This window comes from Camelimonas sp. ID_303_24 (genome assembly GCF_053543495.1).
Window position 1 is genome coordinate 201,434 of the sequence record NZ_JBLLJM010000002.1, and the last position, 18,876, is coordinate 220,309.

Sequence of the window (18,876 nt, forward strand, 5' to 3'; positions counted from 1 at the left end):
TTTTTCTGACCGCCGGTTACAAACGGACAACGCCGCAGCCTGTCCGCTATCAGCGGTTCTGCCGGGATTCTCCGCGGAAAGGAACGCGTATGCCGCTTAAAGAAGGCTTTCTGGCGCCGGATCTCCGGCTACCTCTGGGCGCTGGCGGGGAAGTTTCGCTCGCTGATCTCAGGGGCCGCAAAGTGGTCGTGTATTTTTACCCTAAGGACAACACGCCGGGCTGCACGACGGAGGCGCTGGAATTCAACGGTCTGAAACCGGAATTCGAGGCGGCTGGCGCCACCGTGATCGGGGTGTCGCCTGACGCCGTGGCCTCCCACCAGAAGTTCGCGGCCAGGCATGGGCTGGACATCGCGCTCGCCGCCGATCCTGAGCTGAAGACCCTGGAGGCCTGGGGCGTCTGGGTGGAAAAAAGCATGTATGGCCGCAGATACATGGGCGTGGAGCGCACCACCGCGCTGATTGGCGCTGACGGCAAAATCATCCGGATCTGGCGCAAGGTGAAGCCGGCGGGGCACGCGAAGGAAGTGCTGGCCGTGGCTCGCGCCGCCTGAAGCCGCCGCCTCTGCGGTGCAGGCAGACAAAAGGCCCGGTTCTTGCGGAACCGGGCCTTTTGTCGTGCGGGCAAAACCCGCTCAGTCGATGTCTTCCACCTCGGCTGCGCCGCCATAGACGCGGTGCGCCAGGGCGGCTTCCACGAACGGGTCGAGATCGCCGTCCAGCACATCGTCCGGGCTGGTGGATTGCACGCCCGTACGCAGATCCTTCACCAGCTGGTAGGGCTGCAGCACATAGGAGCGGAGCTGGTGGCCCCAGCCGATATCCGTCTTGGCGGCGGTTTCAGCGTTGGCCTTCTCCTCACGCTTCTGCAACTCGGCCTCATACAGGCGGGCGCGCAGCATGTTCCACGCGGTGGCGCGGTTCTTGTGCTGGGAGCGCTCCTGCTGGCATGCCACCACGATCCCGGTGGGAATGTGGGTGATGCGCACCGCCGAGTCGGTGGTGTTGACGTGCTGGCCGCCGGCGCCCGAGGCGCGGAAGGTGTCGATGCGGCAGTCCGATTCGTTGACGTCCACCTGGATGCGGTCGTCCACCACCGGATAGACCCAGGCCGAGGCGAAGCTGGTGTGGCGACGGGCGTTGGAGTCGAACGGCGAAATCCGCACCAGCCGGTGCACGCCGGATTCAGTCTTCAGCCAGCCATAGGCGTTGTGGCCCTTGATCTGGAGCGTCGCGCCCTTGATGCCCGCTTCTTCGCCAGCGGTGTATTCGATGACGTCGACCTTGAAGCCCTTGCGCTCGGCCCAGCGGGTGTACATGCGCAACAGCATGCTCGCCCAGTCCTGGCTTTCGGTGCCGCCCGCGCCGGAGTGGACCTCCAGATAGGTGTCGTTGGCGTCGGCTTCGCCGGACAGCAACGTCTCGATCTGGCGCTTGCCGGCTTCGGCCGCGACGGCGCGGATGGCCTCTTCGCCTTCCGTCACGATGTCGGCGTCGCCTTCCGCCTCGCCCATCTCGATGAGCTCGATGGAATCGCCCAGGTCGCGCTCCATGCGCTCGATGGCGCTGATGCGCTCTTCCAGATCGGTGCGCTCGCGCATCAGCTTCTGGGCGGCGTCGGCGTCGTTCCAGAACTCGGGAGATTCAGAAAGGGCGTTCAGCTCTGCGAGGCGTTTGACTGCGACATCCCAGTCAAAGATGCCTCCTCAGCAGTCCCACGGACTGCTTGGCCGCTTCTGCCAGCGATTGGATTTCTGCACGCATGTCGATTCTTTTCTGGATACGCAAAAACGCTTGAAATGCGGGGCGGGACGCGCCGCCGCGATCGGGCTCCAGGGCATTGTCAGGAAAAGCGGAAACCGCTTTCGTTCTGAGAATGCGTCAATCAAACGGCTGGAGCGTCTGCGGCGAACCCCTGTTCGCCCTGGACGCTCTAGCCCTGCCCGCCGCTTATGTAAACCGCAGCCTGGATATTCTGACGGCGTCAGAAGCCGCGGGCCCCGCCGTCATACTCCTGCGACGGCGCCTGAGGCGCCCCTTGCGACGATGCTTGCGGAGACCCCTGGGGACGCGGCGCGGATTCGCCTCCGGCCACATAATCGGGCGGTGCGGTGCCCGGCTTGAAGGCTTCGAGAATCACGGCCCCGCCTTCGCCGCCGGCGCGCAGGCCGGTCTTGGCGTTGACCTTGACGAGCTTGATTCCCGGCGGCACGCGGAACGGCGTGGCCGCCTTGTCCTTCAGCGCCATGTTGAGGAAGTCGCGCACCACCGGCGCCGCCAGATGGCCGGCGGTGACGCGGCCGCCCAGCGAACGGGGCTGGTCGTAGCCGAGGTAAACGCCGACCGCGAGATCCGGCGAGAAGCCGACGAACCACACGTCCTTGGCGTCGTTGGTGGTGCCGGTCTTGCCGGCGAGCGGCTTGCCCAGCGCCTTCAGCATGGTGGCGGTGCCGCGCTGCACCACGCCTTCCAGGATGTGGGTGATCTGGTAGGCGGTGAGTGGATCAATCACCTGCTCGCGCTTGTCCACCAGCGTCGGCTCGGCCTGGTTGGCCCAGCGGTCGGCGCTGCAGTTCTCGCAGATGCGCTCGTCATGGCGATAGATCGTCTTGCCCCAGCGGTCCTGGATGCGGTCGATCAGCGTCGGCTTGATGCGCTTGCCGCCGTTGGCGAACATCGAATAGGCCGCCGTCATGCGCATGACGGTGGTTTCGCCGGCGCCGAGCGACATGGGCAGATACTTCTGCAACTCGTCATAGACGCCAAAGCGGCGGGAATATTCGGCGATCACCGGCATGCCGATGTCGCGGGCCAGACGCACGGTCATGACGTTGCGCGACTGCTCGATGCCATAACGCAGGGTGTGCGGGCCGGAGAACTTGCCGCTGTAGTTCTCTGGACGCCACGGCGGCAGGCCGGGCCCCTGTTCGATCTCGATCGGCGAATCGTAAACGGTGGTGGATGGGGTGTAGCCGTTGTCCAGCGCCGTGGCGTAGACGATCGGCTTGAATGATGAGCCGGGCTGGCGCTGGGCCTGGGTGGCGCGGTTGAACTCGCTCTGGTCGAAGGAGAAGCCGCCGACCATGGCGAAGACGCGTCCGGTCAGCGGGTCCATGGCCACCATGGCGCCGGAAATCGCCGGAATCTGGCGCAGGCGATAGAAGCCAGGCCGCTTCTCGATCGGCTCGGCATAAATGACGTCGCCGGGCGACAGGAACGCGCCGGGCTTGCCCTTGCGCGTCCAGCGGACGCCGTCGGCGTCGATCTGGCCGGTCACCCGCCGCGCATCAAGCGAACCGTTGCCGTTGCGCTCGGGCTGCAGGCCAATGCGTACGCCGGCGGCGTTGCTTTCCAGCACCACGGCCAGACGCCACGGCTGCACGTCGGTGAGGGTTTTCAGCTCGCCCAGAGCCTTGCCCCAGTCCGCCGTCGCCCGCAGGTCGATCTTGTCCACCACGCCATGCCAGCCGCGCGCTTCATCATAGCGCACCAGGCCGTCCACCAGCGCCTTGCGCGCCATGGCCTGCATCGTCGGGTCGAGCGTCGTGCGGACCGAAAGGCCGCCGTCATACAGCTTCTTCTCGCCGTAGCGCTCGGCGATCTCACGCCGCACTTCCTCGGCAAAATAACCGGCCGCATAGGTGTTGGGCGAGAGCGAACGCGGCGAAACGCCCAGCGGCTGCTTGCGCGCCTGATCGGCCTGTTCGCGGGTGATGTAGTCGTTCTCATACATGCGCTCGATCACCCAGTTACGGCGATCGGTCGCCGCGACGGTGTGGCGGAACGCATTGTAATTGTTGGGCGCCTTGGGCAGCGCCGCCAGATAGGCGGCCTCGGCGACCGTCAGTTCGTGCACCGATTTGCCGAAATAGTTCAGCGCGGCGGCGGCGACGCCATAGTTGCCCGAGCCCAGATAGATCTCGTTCAGATACAGCTCGAGGATCTTGTCCTTGGTGTAGGCGTTCTCGATGCGCAGGGCGACCAGCGCCTCGCGGATCTTGCGCTCATAGCTGCGCTCGTTGCCGACGAGGAAGTTCTTGGCCACCTGCTGGGTGATGGTCGAGGCGCCCTGCTCGCGCTGGCCGGAGTTCTTGCGACCGACATTCTGCACCACGGCGCGCAGGGTGCCGAACGGGTCGACGCCAACGTGGCTGTAAAAATTCTTGTCTTCGGCCGACAGGAATGCCGCAACGACCTGGCGGGGAACCGCCTGGATCGGCAGGAACAGGCGCCGTTCGCGCGCGTATTCGGCCAGCAGCCGGCCGTCGCGGGCATGGAAGCGGGTCATGACCGGCGGCTCGTAGTCCCGCAGCTGGGTGTAGTCCGGCAGATCCTGGGAATAGTGCCAGATGAAATAGCCAACCGCCGCCGCGCCCACGACCGCGACGGTGAAAGCCAGCCCGAAGAGGAATGCGATGAAACGCAAAACAAAACGCATGCGAAACTGGCCCGCCGTCTGCCATTGACCGGAGGTCGCAACATCGCGACCCGGTGAGAATACGCGTTAACGATACGCGTGTTTACATGGTGATGCGCGCCGGAGCGAGTCGGCCGCGACCACCATGATTCCTATTGTCGAATAGTCCCTGGTGGCTATCAAAAGCGAAGTGTGCGGCAAGATTCCGGCGCCGCGCGACAAATCCGCCGCAGGAAAACGCAACGCTTCAGGGAATGTTCCCAGGGGCGTTCATTGGCGCGGTCATCGGGGCGGTCATCGAGCGTCGCCCGTCAAAATACTGGTTGATTGCTTTGGCCAGGGCGGCGGTGGTGCGGTCCCGCCACTCGGGCGAATTCATCAGGTCGGCGTCGCGGGTGCTTGAAAGATAACCGATTTCCAGCAGCGCTGAGGGCGTGTCTGGGGCCGTGAGCACTATGAACCGCGCTGAACGGTGCGGATTCTTGTTCATGCGGATGACCTGGCTGAGGCTGCCGACCAGCTTTGTCGCCAGTGTGTTCGAGAATGCCCGGGTTTCCCGCATGGTGAGATCAAGCAGGATGTTCGCCACCTGGTCATTGTCGACCTGGGTGGTAACGCCGGCGGCGCGGTCCGCGTCGTTTTCCTTGTCGGCGAGCTGCGCTGATTCCGTGTCGGTGGCCAGTTTCGAGCCCGTATAGACGGTGGCGCCGCGCACCCCGGGGCTTTCGCGCAAAATGTCGGCGTGCACTGAAAGAAACAGCGCCGCCTTGTGCTGCTGGGCGATGCGGACGCGGTCGCCAAGCGGCACGAACAGGTCGCCTTCGCGCGTCATGATCACCCGATACCGCCCGGTGGCCTCAAGGTGCTCGCGCAGGCGCTGCGCGAATGCCAGCACGATTTCCTTCTCGACCAACCCGGCCGAATTGATGGCGCCGTTGTCGAGGCCGCCGTGGCCAGGGTCGAGCACGATCACCGGCCTGCGGTCGCCCCGGTCCGCCGGAACGACGGCGGCGGGCGGCGGCGCCTGCCCGGCGCCCTGCCCGGCCGCCAGGCGGGCTTCCTTGTGGAAATGCGCCCGGTCGGCGCGCGTGATCTCGATCTCAAGGCGCGGCAGGGCGTTGTCCTGCTGGACTGACGCGACGCGGGTGACAGTGGCCGGCGCGGCGAGATCAATGACGATGCGGGATTTGCCTGGCGCGAAGACGCCATAACGGAATGAGGCGGCCAGGCCCGCGCCGCGTCGCCCGGCCCCCTGGGGGAGCTGGAAATTGACTTCGGGCAGTTCGATGACCACCCGGTCCGGGCGCTCCATGACAAAGGCGCGGGCTTCGACCGGCTGCGAAATCGTGAAACTCAGGGTTGTAGCGCGGTTGTCGCCGGTGACGCTCACCGCATTGGTGACGGCGCGTGGAGCCGCCGGAGCATTTGCCGGCGCGGCGGCGCGCGCGCCGGTAGCGTCAGCTGCGTCGGGCGCCGCCAGCGTCGGCAGGCCGGCGGCCAGAATGGCGGCGACGGCCATGATCGGGGCCAGAACGGCGCCGGCCGCCCGGTCGCGCTTCAGTCTGGCGACTGGTTCGTCCCGGCGGCGTTTCGCGGTCTGTTCGCGCGGCGTCTGCGTCCCGTCCTGCATGCAGCCTGCTATAATACAGTTGTGGCCCCGCTTTAAGACCAGCACGGCGGTTCGGCTCTGTTTATATTAACGGCCATGGGCCCTGGCGGGAAGCGGTCGCCGGAGCGGCCCTCCGGATGTCCCCGGTCGGGCGGAACATTCAGGCGGAACATTCAACTTGCCAAGCACGGGGCCGGCTATGTATTGATGGGACGACCCGCCGCAAATCGGCGCGCGTCTGCCAGATCGGCGGGCGGCGCCAGTCGCCGGAACAGCCAGCGGATTTGACGCTCCCGCGTCTTTCGATCCACGCGGCTGCACGACGGACCCTTTTCCGGATCGCGGCGGGGCGTTTTTTTCAGCTGCTTGCGAGCAGTTTTTTGCCCGTAGCCCTGTGGGTCTGCGTGGCGTCACGAGGAATTTTAATGGGCGCGCGCCGGGTTCTGGCCCAGTCCGATCTGCCATTGACCGCACAGGTTTGCGGCGGCGGTCGTTCGGGGCAGTCAGACGCGACGCGGCCTTCTCTCCTCCTTCGCTCCCCTCCACAATCATGCGCCGGTTATTCCAGCTACGGAGTCGCCTGGCGCAATCGCAGCCCTCGCAAGGGAATCCCGTCTCTGGCCGTTTGCCGGAGGCGCGCGCTTTTTCCGGGGCTTGCGACAACGGAAGTTCACTATGGCCAACAAGATGCTTATCGACGCGTCCCACCCGGAGGAAACCCGGGTGGTCGTGGTTCGCGGTCAGAAGGTTGAAGAATTCGATTTCGAATCATCGAGCCGGCGCCAGCTCCGCGGCAATATCTATCTCGCCAAGGTCACCCGGGTAGAGCCTTCGCTTCAGGCCGCGTTCGTTGAATATGGCGGCAATCGCCACGGCTTCCTCGCCTTCAGCGAAATCCACCCGGACTACTACCAGATCCCTGTCGCAGACCGGCAGGCGCTGCTCGCCGAGCAGGCCGAGGAAGCCGCGCGCGAGGAGCAGGAAGAAGAGCGCGGCGCCCGCCGCCGTTCGCGCCGCGACCGCAGCATGCGGGCCCGCAACAGCGATTCCATCTCCGCAGAGGCGACCGGGGCCGATGGCGAAGGCGCCGGTCAGGGCGATGAGGCGCAGGGCGACGTTGCCGCCGCTGACGACGTCGCGTTCGACGACGTGGGTCCCGTGACCGAACTTTCCTCGCCGGATGACGACGTGATCGAGACCGTGGGCGGAGACGCCGGCGACGAGGCCGCCGCCGATGCGGAAAACGGCGACGACGGCGAGGATGAGGACGACGCCGTCGAGCAGGTCGGCGGCGCCGATGCGCTGGAAGAGGTTTCGGAGCGCCGCTTCCGTCCCAGCCGCCGCCAGTACAAGATCCAGGAAGTCATCAAGCGCCGGCAGATCCTGCTGGTCCAGGTGGTGAAGGAAGAGCGCGGCAACAAGGGCGCGGCGCTGACCACCTATCTCTCCCTCGCCGGCCGTTATTCGGTGCTGATGCCCAACACGGCGCGCGGCGGCGGCATTTCCCGCAAGATCACCAATTCGGGCGATCGCAAGCGCCTGAAGGAAATCGCCTCGGCGCTGGAAGTGCCGCAGGGCATGGGCATCATCCTGCGCACGGCCGGCGCGGCGCGCACGCCCCAGGAGGTGACGCGCGATTTCGAATATCTGCTGCGCCTGTGGGAGAGCGTGCGCGAACTGACCCTCAAGTCCTCGGCTCCGTGCCTGGTCTATGAGGAAGGCTCGCTGATCAAGCGCGCCATCCGCGATCTCTACAACAGCGACATCGACAATGTGCTGGTTTCCGGCGACGCCGGGTTCGGCGAGGCGCGCGATTTCATGCGTATGCTGATGCCGGACAACGCCGGCGTTGTGCAGCAGTACAAGGGCGCGCAGCCGCTCTACGCCCATTATGGCGTGGAGCCGCAGCTCGACGCCATGTTCTCCACCCATGTCACGCTGAAGTCGGGCGGCTATATCGTCATCAATCCGACGGAAGCGCTGGTGTCGATCGACGTGAACTCGGGCCGCTCCACGCGCGAGCACTCGATCGAGGACACGGCGCTGCGCACCAATCTGGAAGCCGCGGAGGAGATCTCCCGCCAGCTTCGCCTGCGCGACCTCGCCGGCCTGATCGTGATCGATTTCATCGACATGGAGGAAGGCCGCAACAACCGCGCGGTTGAGAAGAAGCTCAAGGAGTGCCTGAAGAACGATCGGGCCCGCATCCAGGTGGGCCGCATCTCGCCGTTCGGCCTGATGGAAATGTCGCGCCAGCGCATCCGCACCGGCGTGCTGGAAAGCTCCTCGATCCCCTGCCCGCACTGCGCCGGCGCCGGCACTGTCCGCTCCGTGCCGTCGATCGCCCTGCAGGTGCTGCGCATGCTGGAGGAAGCGCTGATCCGCAACAACAGCCACAACCTCAACGTCCGCACCCGGACCGAGGTGGCGCTGTATATCCTCAACCAGAAGCGTAACCATCTGCGCGATCTGGAGTCGCGCTTCGGCGTCGATATCTGCGTGCTGGTCGACGACACGCTGATCGGCCAGATCCATTATCACCTGGAGCGCGGCGAGCCGGCCACCGGCGTGGCGCGGGCCCCGGCCACGGGCGTGCAACTGGAGAACTTCTTCGCCGACGACACCCAGGCGATCGAGGGCGAAGCCTTCGAGGTCGAGGCTGACGACGAGCGCGAGGAAGCCGCCGCCGCTCCCGCTGGCGAGCAGAACGGCGAGAATGGCGATGGTGAAAATCGCCGCCGTCGCCGTCGCCGCCGCCGCCGTGGTGGGCGCGGAGAGGACGACAACGGCTTTGAGGCTGGCGGCGAGTCCGGCGACGAGGGCGACGACGCGACGGCTGAAGCCGGCGATGACGACGCTGCCGCTGGCGTTGCGGGCCAGGAGGCGGTTGCCCAGGAGAAGACTGGTCAGGAGCAGGCTGGCCAGGAGCAGGTTGGCCAGGATACGGCTGACCAGGAGGAAGCCGGCGCCGCAGACGCGGCGGCTGATGACAATGGCGAAGAGGCTGGCGAGCGCGGTGGACGCCGCCGTCGTCGCGGTCGCCGCGGCGGTCGTCGCGATGAGCGCGATGGCGGTCCCTCCCTCGCTCCGGTTGCCGACTACCGCATCGATGACGCGGGCGATCCGGCTGGTTTTGCCGAGAGCGCCGTGGTCGAGACCGGCGGCTGGACGCCCTTCGGCGCCAGCGAGCCGGTAGTCGCCGCCGTTGCGGCGCCTGCTCCCGCCAGCGAGCCGGAGGCGGCCCCCGCCTCCGCCGCTCAGGCGGAGCCAGAGGAAGCGGCAGCGGAGCCCGCGCCTGACGCCGCCAGCATTGTCGCGGCGACGCCAGAGCCCGAGACGGTGGTGCTGACCCAGGAAGCGGACCCGGCGCGTCCCCGCCGCAGCGGCTGGTGGTCGCGGAAGGTCGGCTGACGCAGACTTCCAGACAGCATGAGAAAAAACGCCCGTGACATGGTCACGGGCGTTTTTGTTTGGGCGCGAAATCTCCAGGCAGCCGTCAGCTGCTGCGCAGCGGCCGCTCCTCCATGCTGGCGAGGAAGCCGGCGGAAACCAGCACGCCCAGCGCCGCCGCGCCGTAGATCCAGCGGAAGACCATGGCCAGCTGGTGCGCAGCCTCCGGAGCCAGCGCGCCGGCGATGCGGACGCCCTCGCCGGAAAAACCGGCGGCATGGCCCGCGAAGGCCGCGCCGTTCAGCATGATGGCGCCAAATGCGGCGACGATCAGCGCCGCCCCCATCTGGCGGAAGAAATTCATGGCGGCGGTTGCGGTGCCGAGCTGGTGCAGGGCCACGGCGTTCTGGATCGAGATGGTGCACACCGGGAACAGGCTGCCGATGCCGGCGCTGGTCGTCGCCAGCAGCGCGATGGTGATCCAGGTGGGCCGTGTTTCCAGGGCGAAGACCGCCAGGGCCAGCAGGCTGAGGCAGGAGATGGCGAGGCCGGTCAGGGCCACGCCCTTGTAACGGTTGAAATACACCATGCTGCGGCCGGAGGCCGTGGCGCCGAACACGGTGGCGACCATCATGGGCGTGACGGCAAGGCCGGCGTCCGCCGTGCTGAAGCCGCGGACAATCTCGAAATACAGCGGCGCGTAGATGCTGAGGCCAACAAAAACGCCCATGCCGAAGCAGGCGGCGATGCAGGCGCGGACCACCACGCGGTTACGCAGGATGTCCAGCGGCATCAGCGGCTCCGCCGCCGTGCGCAGCCGGATGGCGAACAGCGCCCACAAGACCAGCGAGGCGCCGACCGTTGCGCCGATGGGCCAGGAGAACCAGGGATAGCGGTGGCCGCCCCAGCCCATGGCCAGCAGCAGGCTGATGGTCGCCCCCATCAGCAACAGCGCTCCGGCGAAATCGAGGCGGTGGCGGCGCTCGTGCCGGGGCAGCTGCTTCAGCAGCGTGGCGCACAGCCACAGGGCGACCCCGCCGAGCGGCAGGTTGATCCAGAAGATCGCCGACCAGTGCAGATGGCCGGAAAGAAAGCCGCCGAGCGCCGGCCCCAGCAGGCTGGAGGTGGCGAACACGCTGGCGACGTGGATCTGGTAGCGCGAACGCTCCTTCGGCGTCAGCACATCGGCGAGCACGGTCTGGGCCAAAGAGATCAGGCCGCCGCCGCCCAGTCCCTGAACGCCGCGCGCCACGATCAGCGAGATCATGTCCGGCGCCAGGGCGCAGGCGACGGAACCGGCGAGAAACACCACGATGGCCGTCATCATCAATGGCCGCCGGCCCCAGATATCGCTGGCCTTGCCATAGAGCGGCGTCGCCGTGGTCGCGGCGAGCAGATAGATCGACACCACCCAGGGCAGCAGGTCCGGATCGCCGAGATCACGGCCGATGGCGGCCAGCGCCGTCGCGACGATGGTCTGGTCGAGCGCCGCCAGGAACATGGCGAGGATGACGCCGCCGAGGACGGCGTAGATTTCCCGCTGGCTGAGCTTCGGGCGTTCGAACGCCGTGGAAGCCGCCGCCATGGGCGTGCTTGCAGATGCTGACATGAGACTGGCCCGTCGCGCCGCGAATTGCGGCGCCCCTTTTCGATACCGGCCAGTCCTCGCCTGTTTTTAGGCCCGGAGGGAGGCGGTTGCCAGAAAGGTTTTCAACCGCGCCATGCCCTCAATGCATGTCTCTTCCGAACCGGCGAAGGAAAGGCGCACGAAATGCGCGCCCCGGTGTGGGTCGAAATCAAGGCCTGGGGTGATGGCGACGCCGGCCTCATCAAGGAAGCGCTGGCAGAACGCCATCGAATCCGCCGCATGGCGCGACACGTCCACATAAGCGTAGAAGGCGCCGTCGGCGGGCGCGGTCTCCAGGCCGAGATCAGCGAGGGCGTTGAGAACGATATCGCGGTTTCGGGCATAGCCGGCGCGCACCGCTTCCAGTTCGTCAATGGCGTCGAACGCCGCTTCGGCGGCGACCTGGCTGAGGAACGGCGTGGAGATGAACAGGCTCTGCGCCAGCCGTTCGATGGGCCGCACCAGCGCCTGTGGAACCACCAGCCAGCCGATGCGCCAGCCGGTCATGCAGTAATATTTGGAGAAGGAGTTGACGACGATGGCGTCCGGCGCGCTTGCCAGCGCCGTCGCGGCCGGGGCGCCATAGTGCAGGCCGTGGTAGATTTCATCGGAAATGAGCCACAGGCCCTGTCGCCGGCACAGGGCGCCGATATCCGCCAGCTCCTGGGGCCGGGCGATGACGCCGGTGGGGTTTGACGGGCTCATGACCAGCACGCCGTCAAGCGGACGCAGCCGGGATTCAGCTTCGATGGCCGCCGCCGTCATCGACCAGCCGCTCCGGGCGCCCAGCGGAATGTCGACGGTTTCCATCTCCAGGGCATTGAAGATATTGCGGTAGGCCGGGTAGCCCGGACAGGCGCAGGCAATGCGCGCGCCGGTTTCAAACGCGGCCAGGAAAGCCAGCATGAAGCCGCCGGACGAACCGGTGGTGATGACCACCCGCTCCGCCCCGACGTTGACGCCATAAAGCTCCTGATAGCTGCGGGCGATGCGTTCGCGCAGCGACGGCAGCCCCAGGGCTTCCGTATAGCCGATCTGGCCGCTGGCCATGGCGGCGCGCGCCGCTTCCAGCGGGCGGCGCGGCGTCGGCGCTGACGGCTGGCCGATCTCCATATGCATGATGTCCGCGCCCTGCCTTGCTTTCGCCCTGGCGGCGGACAACACATCCATGGCCAGAAACGGCGCGACTCGCGCGGTGCGGCGGGATGGGGCCGGAGCTGGCGGCGTGACGGGCGGAACGGACAAGATGGTGCTCCAGTATGCGGCGGCGGGCAGATAAGCCGGCTGACGGGTGAACCAGCTCTATAGCATCCCGGCCGGTGCGTCGCCGTTTTCGTGTGCAGGGCGCCTGCTGGCGGCTTGCGGGCAGGCGCTACGGCTTGAGCGTGGCCTTCCCGTCCGGGGCGCGGGTGGAAAATGGCGCGAGACCTCCCCATTTGGGAGTTTTGGCGCGGCGACATCTGTTGCTAACTGCTATGGATTATCATGTGCGCCGCCGGGATTCCGGCGCGTTCGCCGATGCAGTGACCATATCAGACAGCAGCTTTTTCCGGTCAGGCCATGGCGCCTGCCCGGAAAAAGCTGTTCAGGCGCTGCGCTGACAATCACGCCGGGACGCCGGTATATGGGTTATCGACAGTTTTGGGTTTCAGCGTCTGTTGTGGGCGCGGGCATGAAGCAGATCATCATGCAGTTCAGGGTGCGAAGGATCGAACCGAACATGAACGCTTTTTCAGGAATTCACCGTTCCGCCGCCCGTCCCCTGACGGGCGTTTCCGGCTGGCGCCGTTTCGCGTTTGCCGGCGCGGCGGCCGTTCTGGCCGTGGCCACGGCCGGCGGTGCGGCCCAGGCCCAGACTCCGGATTTCACGCCCGAGCAGAAGAAGGCCATCGAGTCGATGGTTCACAGCTACATCGTGGCCCATCCGGAAGTGCTCCAGGAGGCCATGGCCGAGCTGGAAAAGCGTCAGCAGACGGCGCAGGAAGCCAAGCAGCAGCAGGTGCTCACGACCGAAAAGGACACGCTGCTGAAGAGCAAGAACGCCGTGGTCGTCGGCAATCCGGATGGCGACGTCACGCTGGTTGAGTTCTTCGACTACAATTGCGGCTTCTGCAAACGCGCCGTGGGCGACGTTTCGCGCCTTATCAAGGGCGACGGCAAGCTGCGCGTGGTGATGCGCGACTTCCCGGTGCTGGGCCAGGAATCGCTGGAGGCGTCGCGGATCGCCCTGGCGGCCAAGCAGCAGCTCTCCGGCCAGGGCGCGCTCGACTACCACAAGCGCCTGATGGCGGTGAAGGGCCGCATCGGCAAGGAACAGGCTGAAGCCGTCGCCCGGGAGATGGGGCTCGACATGACGCGCCTCGCCAAGGACGCAGATTCTCCGGCCGTCGCCGACGCGCTGAAGGAAAGCCGCGAGCTTGGCGACAAGCTGGGCCTCACCGGCACGCCGTCGTTCGTCATCGGCGACACCATCATTCCAGGCGCCGTCGGTCATGACGCCATGGCGGAGGCTATCAAGTCCGTGCGCCAGTGCGGCAAGGCCAGCTGCGGTTAAAGGCCAGCTTCTGCTGAAGCGGTTGTGTAGAGGGGCGGCTGGCGACAGCCGCCCGTGGTCGCGTCTGGGCTCGCCTCCTCGGGCCGCTTCGCGGCGGACGCTTTGCTTGCGCGGGCCGGCTCCGGCCGCGCTCCGTTTACCATGCCGGACGTCGCGCCTTATCTTCGCCCTGAATCCGGCCTCTGGTTGCGGCTGTGACTTCCTGGGTTTGTAACTTCGGGCGCCACAGGCGCAGGCGGAGACTGGCGGGTTCGTAACGGCGCAACCTGTCTGGCGGTGAAGGCCCTGCCTGGTGGCGGCAGGTCCGCCAGGCAGAAGAAGAGGTTCGAAGAAGGCTTCGAAGAAGGCTTGGCGGCGCCGCGCCCGCACGGTAATACGTCGTGATTCATCCGGCGGCGTCTGGTGGGTGACCGGGGCATCCCGGAAGACCGGCCGTCCGTGCGATAGCTGGAATGCGGCGCGCCCTTCACCGGCGGGTCACGCTTCAGAAACGTGGGGTGCGCTTTGGTCAGACAGGCCCAGGGCCGCGCCCCGGATATTTGGCATGACGCATTGTGCTCCCGTGGGGTGGCGATCACTTCATGGGGCGATGCCCCAGGCGCAGCAGCATGGTCGCAATTCACGTCATCAACGGGCCGAACCTCAACCTGCTTGGGCGTCGTGAGCCGGAAACCTACGGCCACGCCACCCTGGCGGATATTGAGGCGCGCATCGCCGCCCGGGCGAAGACGCTCGGCGTCGACGTGAGCTTCATGCAGAGCAATCACGAGGGCGCGCTGGTGGACGCCGTGCAGGCGGCGGGTCTTGCCGGCGCTGGCGTCATTATCAACCCAGGCGCCTACACCCATACCTCGATCGCCCTGCGCGACGCCATCGCCGGCGCCAGCGCCCAGGTCATCGAGGTGCATCTTTCCAATATTCACGCGCGTGAGCCGTTCAGGCACAGTTCCCACGTTTCGCCGGTCGCCGTCGGGGTGATCTGCGGTCTTGGCCCGCTTGGCTACGAACTGGCCCTGGAAGCGCTCGCACCGCTTGTCAGGTCACGCACCGGATCAGGAGCCCAGGCATCCATATGAGCGAGAAAACCAACGCAACCGCAGCCGACATCGAACTCGTTCGCGAACTCGCCCGTCTGGTCTCCGAGAGCACCCTGACGGAGATCGAGGTGGAGAAGGACGATTTGCGCATCCGCGTCGCCCGTCAGGCGCCGCCGGCCGCCGCCGTTCCCACCTATGTCCAGGCCACGGTCCCCGCGCCGGTCGCCGCCGCGCCAGCGGCTGCTGCTCCGGCTGCCGCCCCTGCTCCCGCCGCGCCGCGCGGCGATCACCCTGGCGCCGTCACCTCGCCGATGGTCGGCACCGCCTATCGCCGCGCATCGCCGGAAGCCAAGCCGTTCGTCGAGGTGGGCTCGAAGGTCAATGCCGGCGACAAGCTGCTGCTGGTCGAGGCGATGAAGACTTTCAACGATATTGTCGCCCCCCGCCCCGGCACGGTTACCGCCATTCTGTTCGACGATGGCCAGCCGGTGGAATATGGCGAGCCGCTGCTGATCATCGAGTAACGGGCGCTCCCCGACTTTCCGGACGCTTCGCATCCCGGGCAGCGACTGGCCCCGTTCCGCCGCTGTCCCACGTTATTTCGCTCCAGCGCCGATTGGAGAGCCATGTTCGAGAAAATCCTGATCGCCAACCGTGGCGAGATCGCTCTTCGTATTCTCCGCGCCGCCAAGGAGCTTGGCATCGCGACCGTCGCCGTGCATTCGACCGCGGACGCTGACGCCATGCACGTGCGCCTCGCGGACGAGAGCGTCTGCATTGGCCCGCCCGCCGCGCGCGACAGCTATCTGAACATTCCCGCTTTGGTGGCGGCCTGCGAGATCACCGGCGCTGACGCCGTGCATCCCGGTTACGGCTTCCTGTCGGAGAACGCCGGTTTCGCCGACGTGCTGGCGGACCACAATATCGCGTTCATCGGCCCCAAGGCCGAGCATATCCGCATCATGGGCGACAAGATCGAGGCCAAGCGCACGGCGCGGCGTCTCGGCATTCCATGCGTGCCGGGCTCGGAGGGCGGCATTTCCGACGAAGCCGAGGCGCTGCGGGTTGGCGATGAAATCGGCTATCCGGTGCTGGTCAAGGCGGCCTCCGGCGGCGGCGGTCGCGGCATGAAGGTGGCGCGGACGCGCGAGGACCTCGCCGATGCGCTCGCCGTGGCCCGCCAGGAGGCGAAGGCCGCCTTCGGCGACGACGCCGTCTATCTGGAAAAATATCTGGAGAAGCCGCGCCACATCGAAGTGCAGGTGATGGGCGACGGGCGCGGCAAGGCGGTGCATCTGGGCGAGCGCGACTGCTCGCTGCAACGCCGGCACCAGAAGGTGTGGGAAGAAGGCCCCTCGCCGGTTCTGGGGCAGGCTGACCGCGAGAAGATCGGCGCGGTCGTCGCCAACGCCATGGCCGAGCTGAAATATCGCGGCGCCGGCACCGTCGAGTTCCTCTGGGAGAACGGCGAGTTCTATTTCATCGAGATGAACACCCGCATCCAGGTGGAGCATCCGGTGACGGAGATGATTACCGGCATCGATCTGGTCAACGAGCAGATCCGCGTCGCCGCCGGCGAGGAGCTGTCGTTCAGCCAGTCCGACGTGCGCTTGCGCGGCCACGCCATCGAATGCCGCATCAACGCCGAGCATCCGGTGACGTTCCGCCCTTCGCCGGGCGTCATTTCCTACTACCATCCGCCGGGCGGCCTTGGCGTGCGCGTCGATTCCGCCATCTACCAGGGCTATCGCATTCCGCCGAACTACGATTCGCTGCTTGGCAAGCTGATCGTTCATGGCCGCACCCGCGATGAATGCCTGATGCGTCTGCGCCGCGCCCTCGACGAGATCGTGGTTGGCGGCGTTGACACCACCCTGCCGCTGTTCCGCACCCTGGTGCGCAACCACGACATCCAGGCTGGGGCCTATGACATTCACTGGCTGGAGCACTTCCTCGCCGATGGCGGCATGGACGACGCGCAGTTCTGAGCCGTGATGAGCGGGGAAACGGTCGCTTCCGTCCTGACCCCCGATCTGTTGCTGGCCGCCTATGCGGCCGGCATTTTTCCCATGTCGGATGGGGCGGACGCCGCCGACATCTATTGGGTCGAGCCTGACGAACGCGGGATTTTCCCGCTCGACGCGCTGCAATTGCCGCGTCGCCTTGCCCGCACCATCGCCGCTGAGCCGTTCGAAGTGCGGGTCGATTCCGATTTCTTCGGCGTTATCGACAATTGCGCCGCGGCGCGGCCCGACCGCGACACCACCTGGATCAATGGCGAAATCCGCCGCCTCTATGGCGATCTGTTCGCCATGGGCGCCTGCCACACGGTGGAATGCTGGCGCGACGGCGTGATGGTTGGCGGCCTGTATGGCGTGCGCATTGGCGGCGCATTCTTCGGCGAGAGCATGTTCCACACCGTCACCGACGCCTCCAAGGTGGCGCTGGCGCACCTGTGGGCGCGGCTGATCGCCGGCGGCTTCACCCTGCTCGACACCCAGTTCATCACCGGCCATCTTGCCAGCCTTGGCGCGATTGAAATTCCCCGCGCCGAATACCGCCGTCGCCTGCAACAGGCGCTGGCGGTTCGCGGCGACTGGCGGGCGCTGCCGGCCCGGGCGACCGGCCGCGAGGTGGTGGAGATCATCCGCGGTCACGGTCGCGTTTCTGGCGCGGACGCCTGAAACGGACAGCCAGGCGGCGCACTGCGAGGCGGCCTGCGAGATGCGCCTGGCGCGCCAGTCCAAACCGGCCTGCGCCTTGGGGAGACGTTTCTATTTGCCGGCTATCGCGGGATGTTTTACCCGGTCGCCCGGCTGAATTCCCAGCTTTTCGGTGACCCCGCCATTGAGCTCCAGCACGTAGCGCACCGGCTCGCCGGAGGCGATGATGCGGGTGGACATGGGTTCGGTCTGGCGCGCCACGCGGGCGATGGTTCCGTCCGCCCGGATAAACACCATGTCCAGCGGAATCAGGGTGTTTTTCATCCACATGGCGACGGGCGCGTCGCGCTCGAAGTCAAACAGCATCCCCTGAGCTTCCGGCATGCTGCGACGGTGCATCAGTCCGACCTCCCGCCCCTCCGGCGTATCACGCACTTCGACCTGAAAAGCCTGGGTTGTGACGGCGGTGATGATCTTCAGCGGCGTGGCGTCCACCGGCGTGACCAGGGCGGCGGCGGGTCCCTGGCCGGAGCCGGCCAGCGCCGGCAGGGCCGTCAGCGCTGACAGGGCGATGGTGAGCGCGGCGAGGAGGCGGCGCGCGCCGCTGGCCGAAGATTGCCTGGCCGAAGATTGCCTGGCCAAACATTGTCTGGCTGACGACTGGAGGCGCGGTGGAAACAGCTCGGACATGGGGAATGCTGGCTTTCAGAAGGATGACGGCAAGAATCGTCTGGCAATTATCGTCTGGCCTGCCGTGCATGTTGCCAGCGTAACTGCGTCAAAACGAAGGGCCGGTCAAAACAGGGCGAGGCAAAACCTGGGCTGGTTGCCGCAAGCCGCAGGCGGCCAGGTTGCCCGGTTGTCCCGCGCGCGGTTCCCTCAATGTCGCAAGGCCGCGCCGGAGGTTGCCTCCTCCAGCGGGTAGACTTCCGTCGCCATCAGGCCGCGCGGCCCGGGGCCAAAGCGCACGGCGACCGCCTGGCCAGGGCGCAGGCCGAGCATGCCGCAGCGGCGCGCCACTTCCATATGCACGAAAATATCCGGCTCGCCCTCGCCGCAGGAAACGAAGCCGAAGCCGCGCAAGCGATTGAACCATTTCACCGTGGCGATTCTCAACCCGCTTTCCGGCGTGATGCTCACATGGGTTCTGGGCGCGGTTTCCGCCGGGTTGGGCGCGGAGCTTTCATCAATGGTGATGAGGCGCACCACATGCAGTCCACGCGGCCCGCTGGCGGCGATGCAGGTCACCATGGCCCCCTCGCGGATGGCGCTGCGGCCCTCGCGCCGTAATGTGGCGGCGTGCAGCATCACGTCGGGCCCATCTGCCCGGGAGATGAAGCCGAAGCCACGCGCCATATCGAACCATTTTATGCGGCCCGCCACCTCCTCCAGAGGCGCTCCGCCAGGATCGGCCATGGCCTCCTCCAGCCCCGGCTGGCCTTGCGCGCTGGCCGGGGGGAGATCTCCGCCGTGCTTTTTCGGGCCGGAGTTGTCTGTCATGCCTTTGCCCATCGCAACGGGTTACGGACGTTGTGCAAGGTTAAACCGCTGGCGCGCTGGAGGAAAGCGTCCCGTCGCC

General features: G+C 66.6%; 14 protein-coding genes. 7 read left to right on the plus strand and 7 right to left on the minus strand.

Annotated elements, in window-relative coordinates; genetic code table 11:
* The first annotated feature begins 89 nt into the window (after window positions 1-89).
* Window positions 90-554 (plus strand): peroxiredoxin, encoded by a 465-nt coding sequence (locus ACERNI_RS01450; RefSeq protein ID WP_448831487.1) that lies wholly within the window; start codon window positions 90-92, stop codon window positions 552-554.
* 81 nt (window positions 555-635) lie between these two features.
* Here the strand turns inward: ACERNI_RS01450 and prfB are convergent.
* From prfB to ACERNI_RS01465, 3 genes are all read right to left on the minus strand, one after another.
* Window positions 636-1,764, minus strand: a protein-coding gene (gene prfB / locus ACERNI_RS01455; RefSeq protein ID WP_448831488.1) for a peptide chain release factor 2 whose coding sequence is annotated in 2 segments (ribosomal slippage) — window positions 636-1,694 and window positions 1,696-1,764 — 1,128 coding nt in all. Because the reading frame shifts where the segments join, the coding sequence is not laid out codon by codon here.
* Between the two features lie 220 nt (window positions 1,765-1,984).
* Window positions 1,985-4,438, minus strand: coding sequence for a penicillin-binding protein 1A (locus ACERNI_RS01460; protein WP_448831489.1), 2,454 nt, complete (start codon window positions 4,436-4,438; stop codon window positions 1,985-1,987).
* 226 nt (window positions 4,439-4,664) lie between these two features.
* Complete coding sequence (locus ACERNI_RS01465) at window positions 4,665-6,047, minus strand: N-acetylmuramoyl-L-alanine amidase (RefSeq protein WP_448831490.1); 1,383 nt, start codon at window positions 6,045-6,047, stop codon at window positions 4,665-4,667.
* Window positions 6,048-6,701: 654 nt separating this feature from the next.
* On the opposite strand from ACERNI_RS01465, the gene ACERNI_RS01470 reads away from it, so the two are divergent.
* Window positions 6,702-9,437, plus strand: coding sequence for an Rne/Rng family ribonuclease (locus ACERNI_RS01470; protein ID WP_448831491.1), 2,736 nt, complete (start codon window positions 6,702-6,704; stop codon window positions 9,435-9,437).
* An 85-nt stretch (window positions 9,438-9,522) separates the two neighbouring features.
* Here ACERNI_RS01470 and ACERNI_RS01475 read toward each other — a convergent pair whose 3' ends face one another.
* Together ACERNI_RS01475 and ACERNI_RS01480 are read right to left on the minus strand one after the other, a co-directional pair.
* On the minus strand, window positions 9,523-11,025 hold the full coding sequence (locus tag ACERNI_RS01475) for an MFS transporter (RefSeq protein WP_448831492.1): 1,503 nt from the start codon (window positions 11,023-11,025) through the stop codon (window positions 9,523-9,525).
* Window positions 11,026-11,091: 66 nt separating this feature from the next.
* A complete protein-coding gene (locus ACERNI_RS01480) occupies window positions 11,092-12,213 on the minus strand; it encodes a pyridoxal phosphate-dependent aminotransferase (RefSeq protein ID WP_448831794.1) in 1,122 nt (373 codons plus the stop codon).
* A gap of 502 nt (window positions 12,214-12,715) precedes the next feature.
* Here ACERNI_RS01480 and ACERNI_RS01485 point away from each other — a divergent pair.
* From ACERNI_RS01485 to aat, 5 genes are all read left to right on the plus strand, one after another.
* Window positions 12,716-13,597, plus strand: coding sequence for a DsbA family protein (locus ACERNI_RS01485; protein WP_448831493.1), 882 nt, complete (start codon window positions 12,716-12,718; stop codon window positions 13,595-13,597).
* A 608-nt stretch (window positions 13,598-14,205) separates the two neighbouring features.
* Window positions 14,206-14,673 (plus strand): type II 3-dehydroquinate dehydratase, encoded by a 468-nt coding sequence (aroQ, locus tag ACERNI_RS01490; protein ID WP_448831494.1) that lies wholly within the window; start codon window positions 14,206-14,208, stop codon window positions 14,671-14,673.
* On the plus strand, window positions 14,670-15,158 hold the full coding sequence (gene accB / locus ACERNI_RS01495; RefSeq protein WP_448831495.1) for an acetyl-CoA carboxylase biotin carboxyl carrier protein: 489 nt from the start codon (window positions 14,670-14,672) through the stop codon (window positions 15,156-15,158). The genes aroQ and accB overlap by 4 nt, the downstream gene beginning before the upstream one ends.
* A gap of 102 nt (window positions 15,159-15,260) precedes the next feature.
* Window positions 15,261-16,622, plus strand: a complete 1,362-nt coding sequence (accC, locus tag ACERNI_RS01500; RefSeq protein WP_448831496.1) for an acetyl-CoA carboxylase biotin carboxylase subunit — start codon at window positions 15,261-15,263, stop codon at window positions 16,620-16,622.
* A gap of 6 nt (window positions 16,623-16,628) precedes the next feature.
* The gene (gene aat, locus ACERNI_RS01505) at window positions 16,629-17,318 is read left to right on the plus strand and encodes a leucyl/phenylalanyl-tRNA--protein transferase (RefSeq protein ID WP_448831497.1); all 690 of its coding nucleotides are present in this window, start codon (window positions 16,629-16,631) and stop codon (window positions 17,316-17,318) included.
* Between the two features lie 90 nt (window positions 17,319-17,408).
* Here the strand turns inward: aat and ACERNI_RS01510 are convergent, their stop codons facing one another.
* Together ACERNI_RS01510 and ACERNI_RS01515 are read right to left on the minus strand one after the other, a co-directional pair.
* Window positions 17,409-17,939 carry a DUF192 domain-containing protein gene (locus ACERNI_RS01510; protein ID WP_448831498.1) on the minus strand — a complete coding sequence of 177 codons (531 nt, stop codon included), beginning with the start codon at window positions 17,937-17,939 and terminating at the stop codon, window positions 17,409-17,411.
* A gap of 237 nt (window positions 17,940-18,176) precedes the next feature.
* Window positions 18,177-18,797, minus strand: coding sequence for a cold-shock protein (locus ACERNI_RS01515; protein WP_448831499.1), 621 nt, complete (start codon window positions 18,795-18,797; stop codon window positions 18,177-18,179).
* Window positions 18,798-18,876: the final 79 nt, after the last annotated feature.

What these genes read in the sequence shown, in the direction of transcription:
- aat (WP_448831497.1), top strand. Translation starts at nt 16,629, where the DNA reads ATGAGCGGGGAAACGGTCGCTTCCGTCCTGACCCCCGATCTGTTGCTG.
- ACERNI_RS01470 (WP_448831491.1), top strand. Translation starts at nt 6,702, where the DNA reads ATGGCCAACAAGATGCTTATCGACGCGTCCCACCCGGAGGAAACCCGG.
- ACERNI_RS01515 (WP_448831499.1), bottom strand. Translation starts at nt 18,797, where the DNA reads ATGACAGACAACTCCGGCCCGAAAAAGCACGGCGGAGATCTCCCCCCG.
- ACERNI_RS01475 (WP_448831492.1), bottom strand. Translation starts at nt 11,025, where the DNA reads ATGTCAGCATCTGCAAGCACGCCCATGGCGGCGGCTTCCACGGCGTTC.
- ACERNI_RS01480 (WP_448831794.1), bottom strand. Translation starts at nt 12,213, where the DNA reads ATGGATGTGTTGTCCGCCGCCAGGGCGAAAGCAAGGCAGGGCGCGGAC.
- ACERNI_RS01485 (WP_448831493.1), top strand. Translation starts at nt 12,716, where the DNA reads ATGAAGCAGATCATCATGCAGTTCAGGGTGCGAAGGATCGAACCGAAC.
- accC (WP_448831496.1), top strand. Translation starts at nt 15,261, where the DNA reads ATGTTCGAGAAAATCCTGATCGCCAACCGTGGCGAGATCGCTCTTCGT.
- ACERNI_RS01450 (WP_448831487.1), top strand. Translation starts at nt 90, where the DNA reads ATGCCGCTTAAAGAAGGCTTTCTGGCGCCGGATCTCCGGCTACCTCTG.
- aroQ (WP_448831494.1), top strand. Translation starts at nt 14,206, where the DNA reads ATGGTCGCAATTCACGTCATCAACGGGCCGAACCTCAACCTGCTTGGG.
- ACERNI_RS01460 (WP_448831489.1), bottom strand. Translation starts at nt 4,438, where the DNA reads ATGCGTTTTGTTTTGCGTTTCATCGCATTCCTCTTCGGGCTGGCTTTC.
- accB (WP_448831495.1), top strand. Translation starts at nt 14,670, where the DNA reads ATGAGCGAGAAAACCAACGCAACCGCAGCCGACATCGAACTCGTTCGC.
- ACERNI_RS01465 (WP_448831490.1), bottom strand. Translation starts at nt 6,047, where the DNA reads ATGCAGGACGGGACGCAGACGCCGCGCGAACAGACCGCGAAACGCCGC.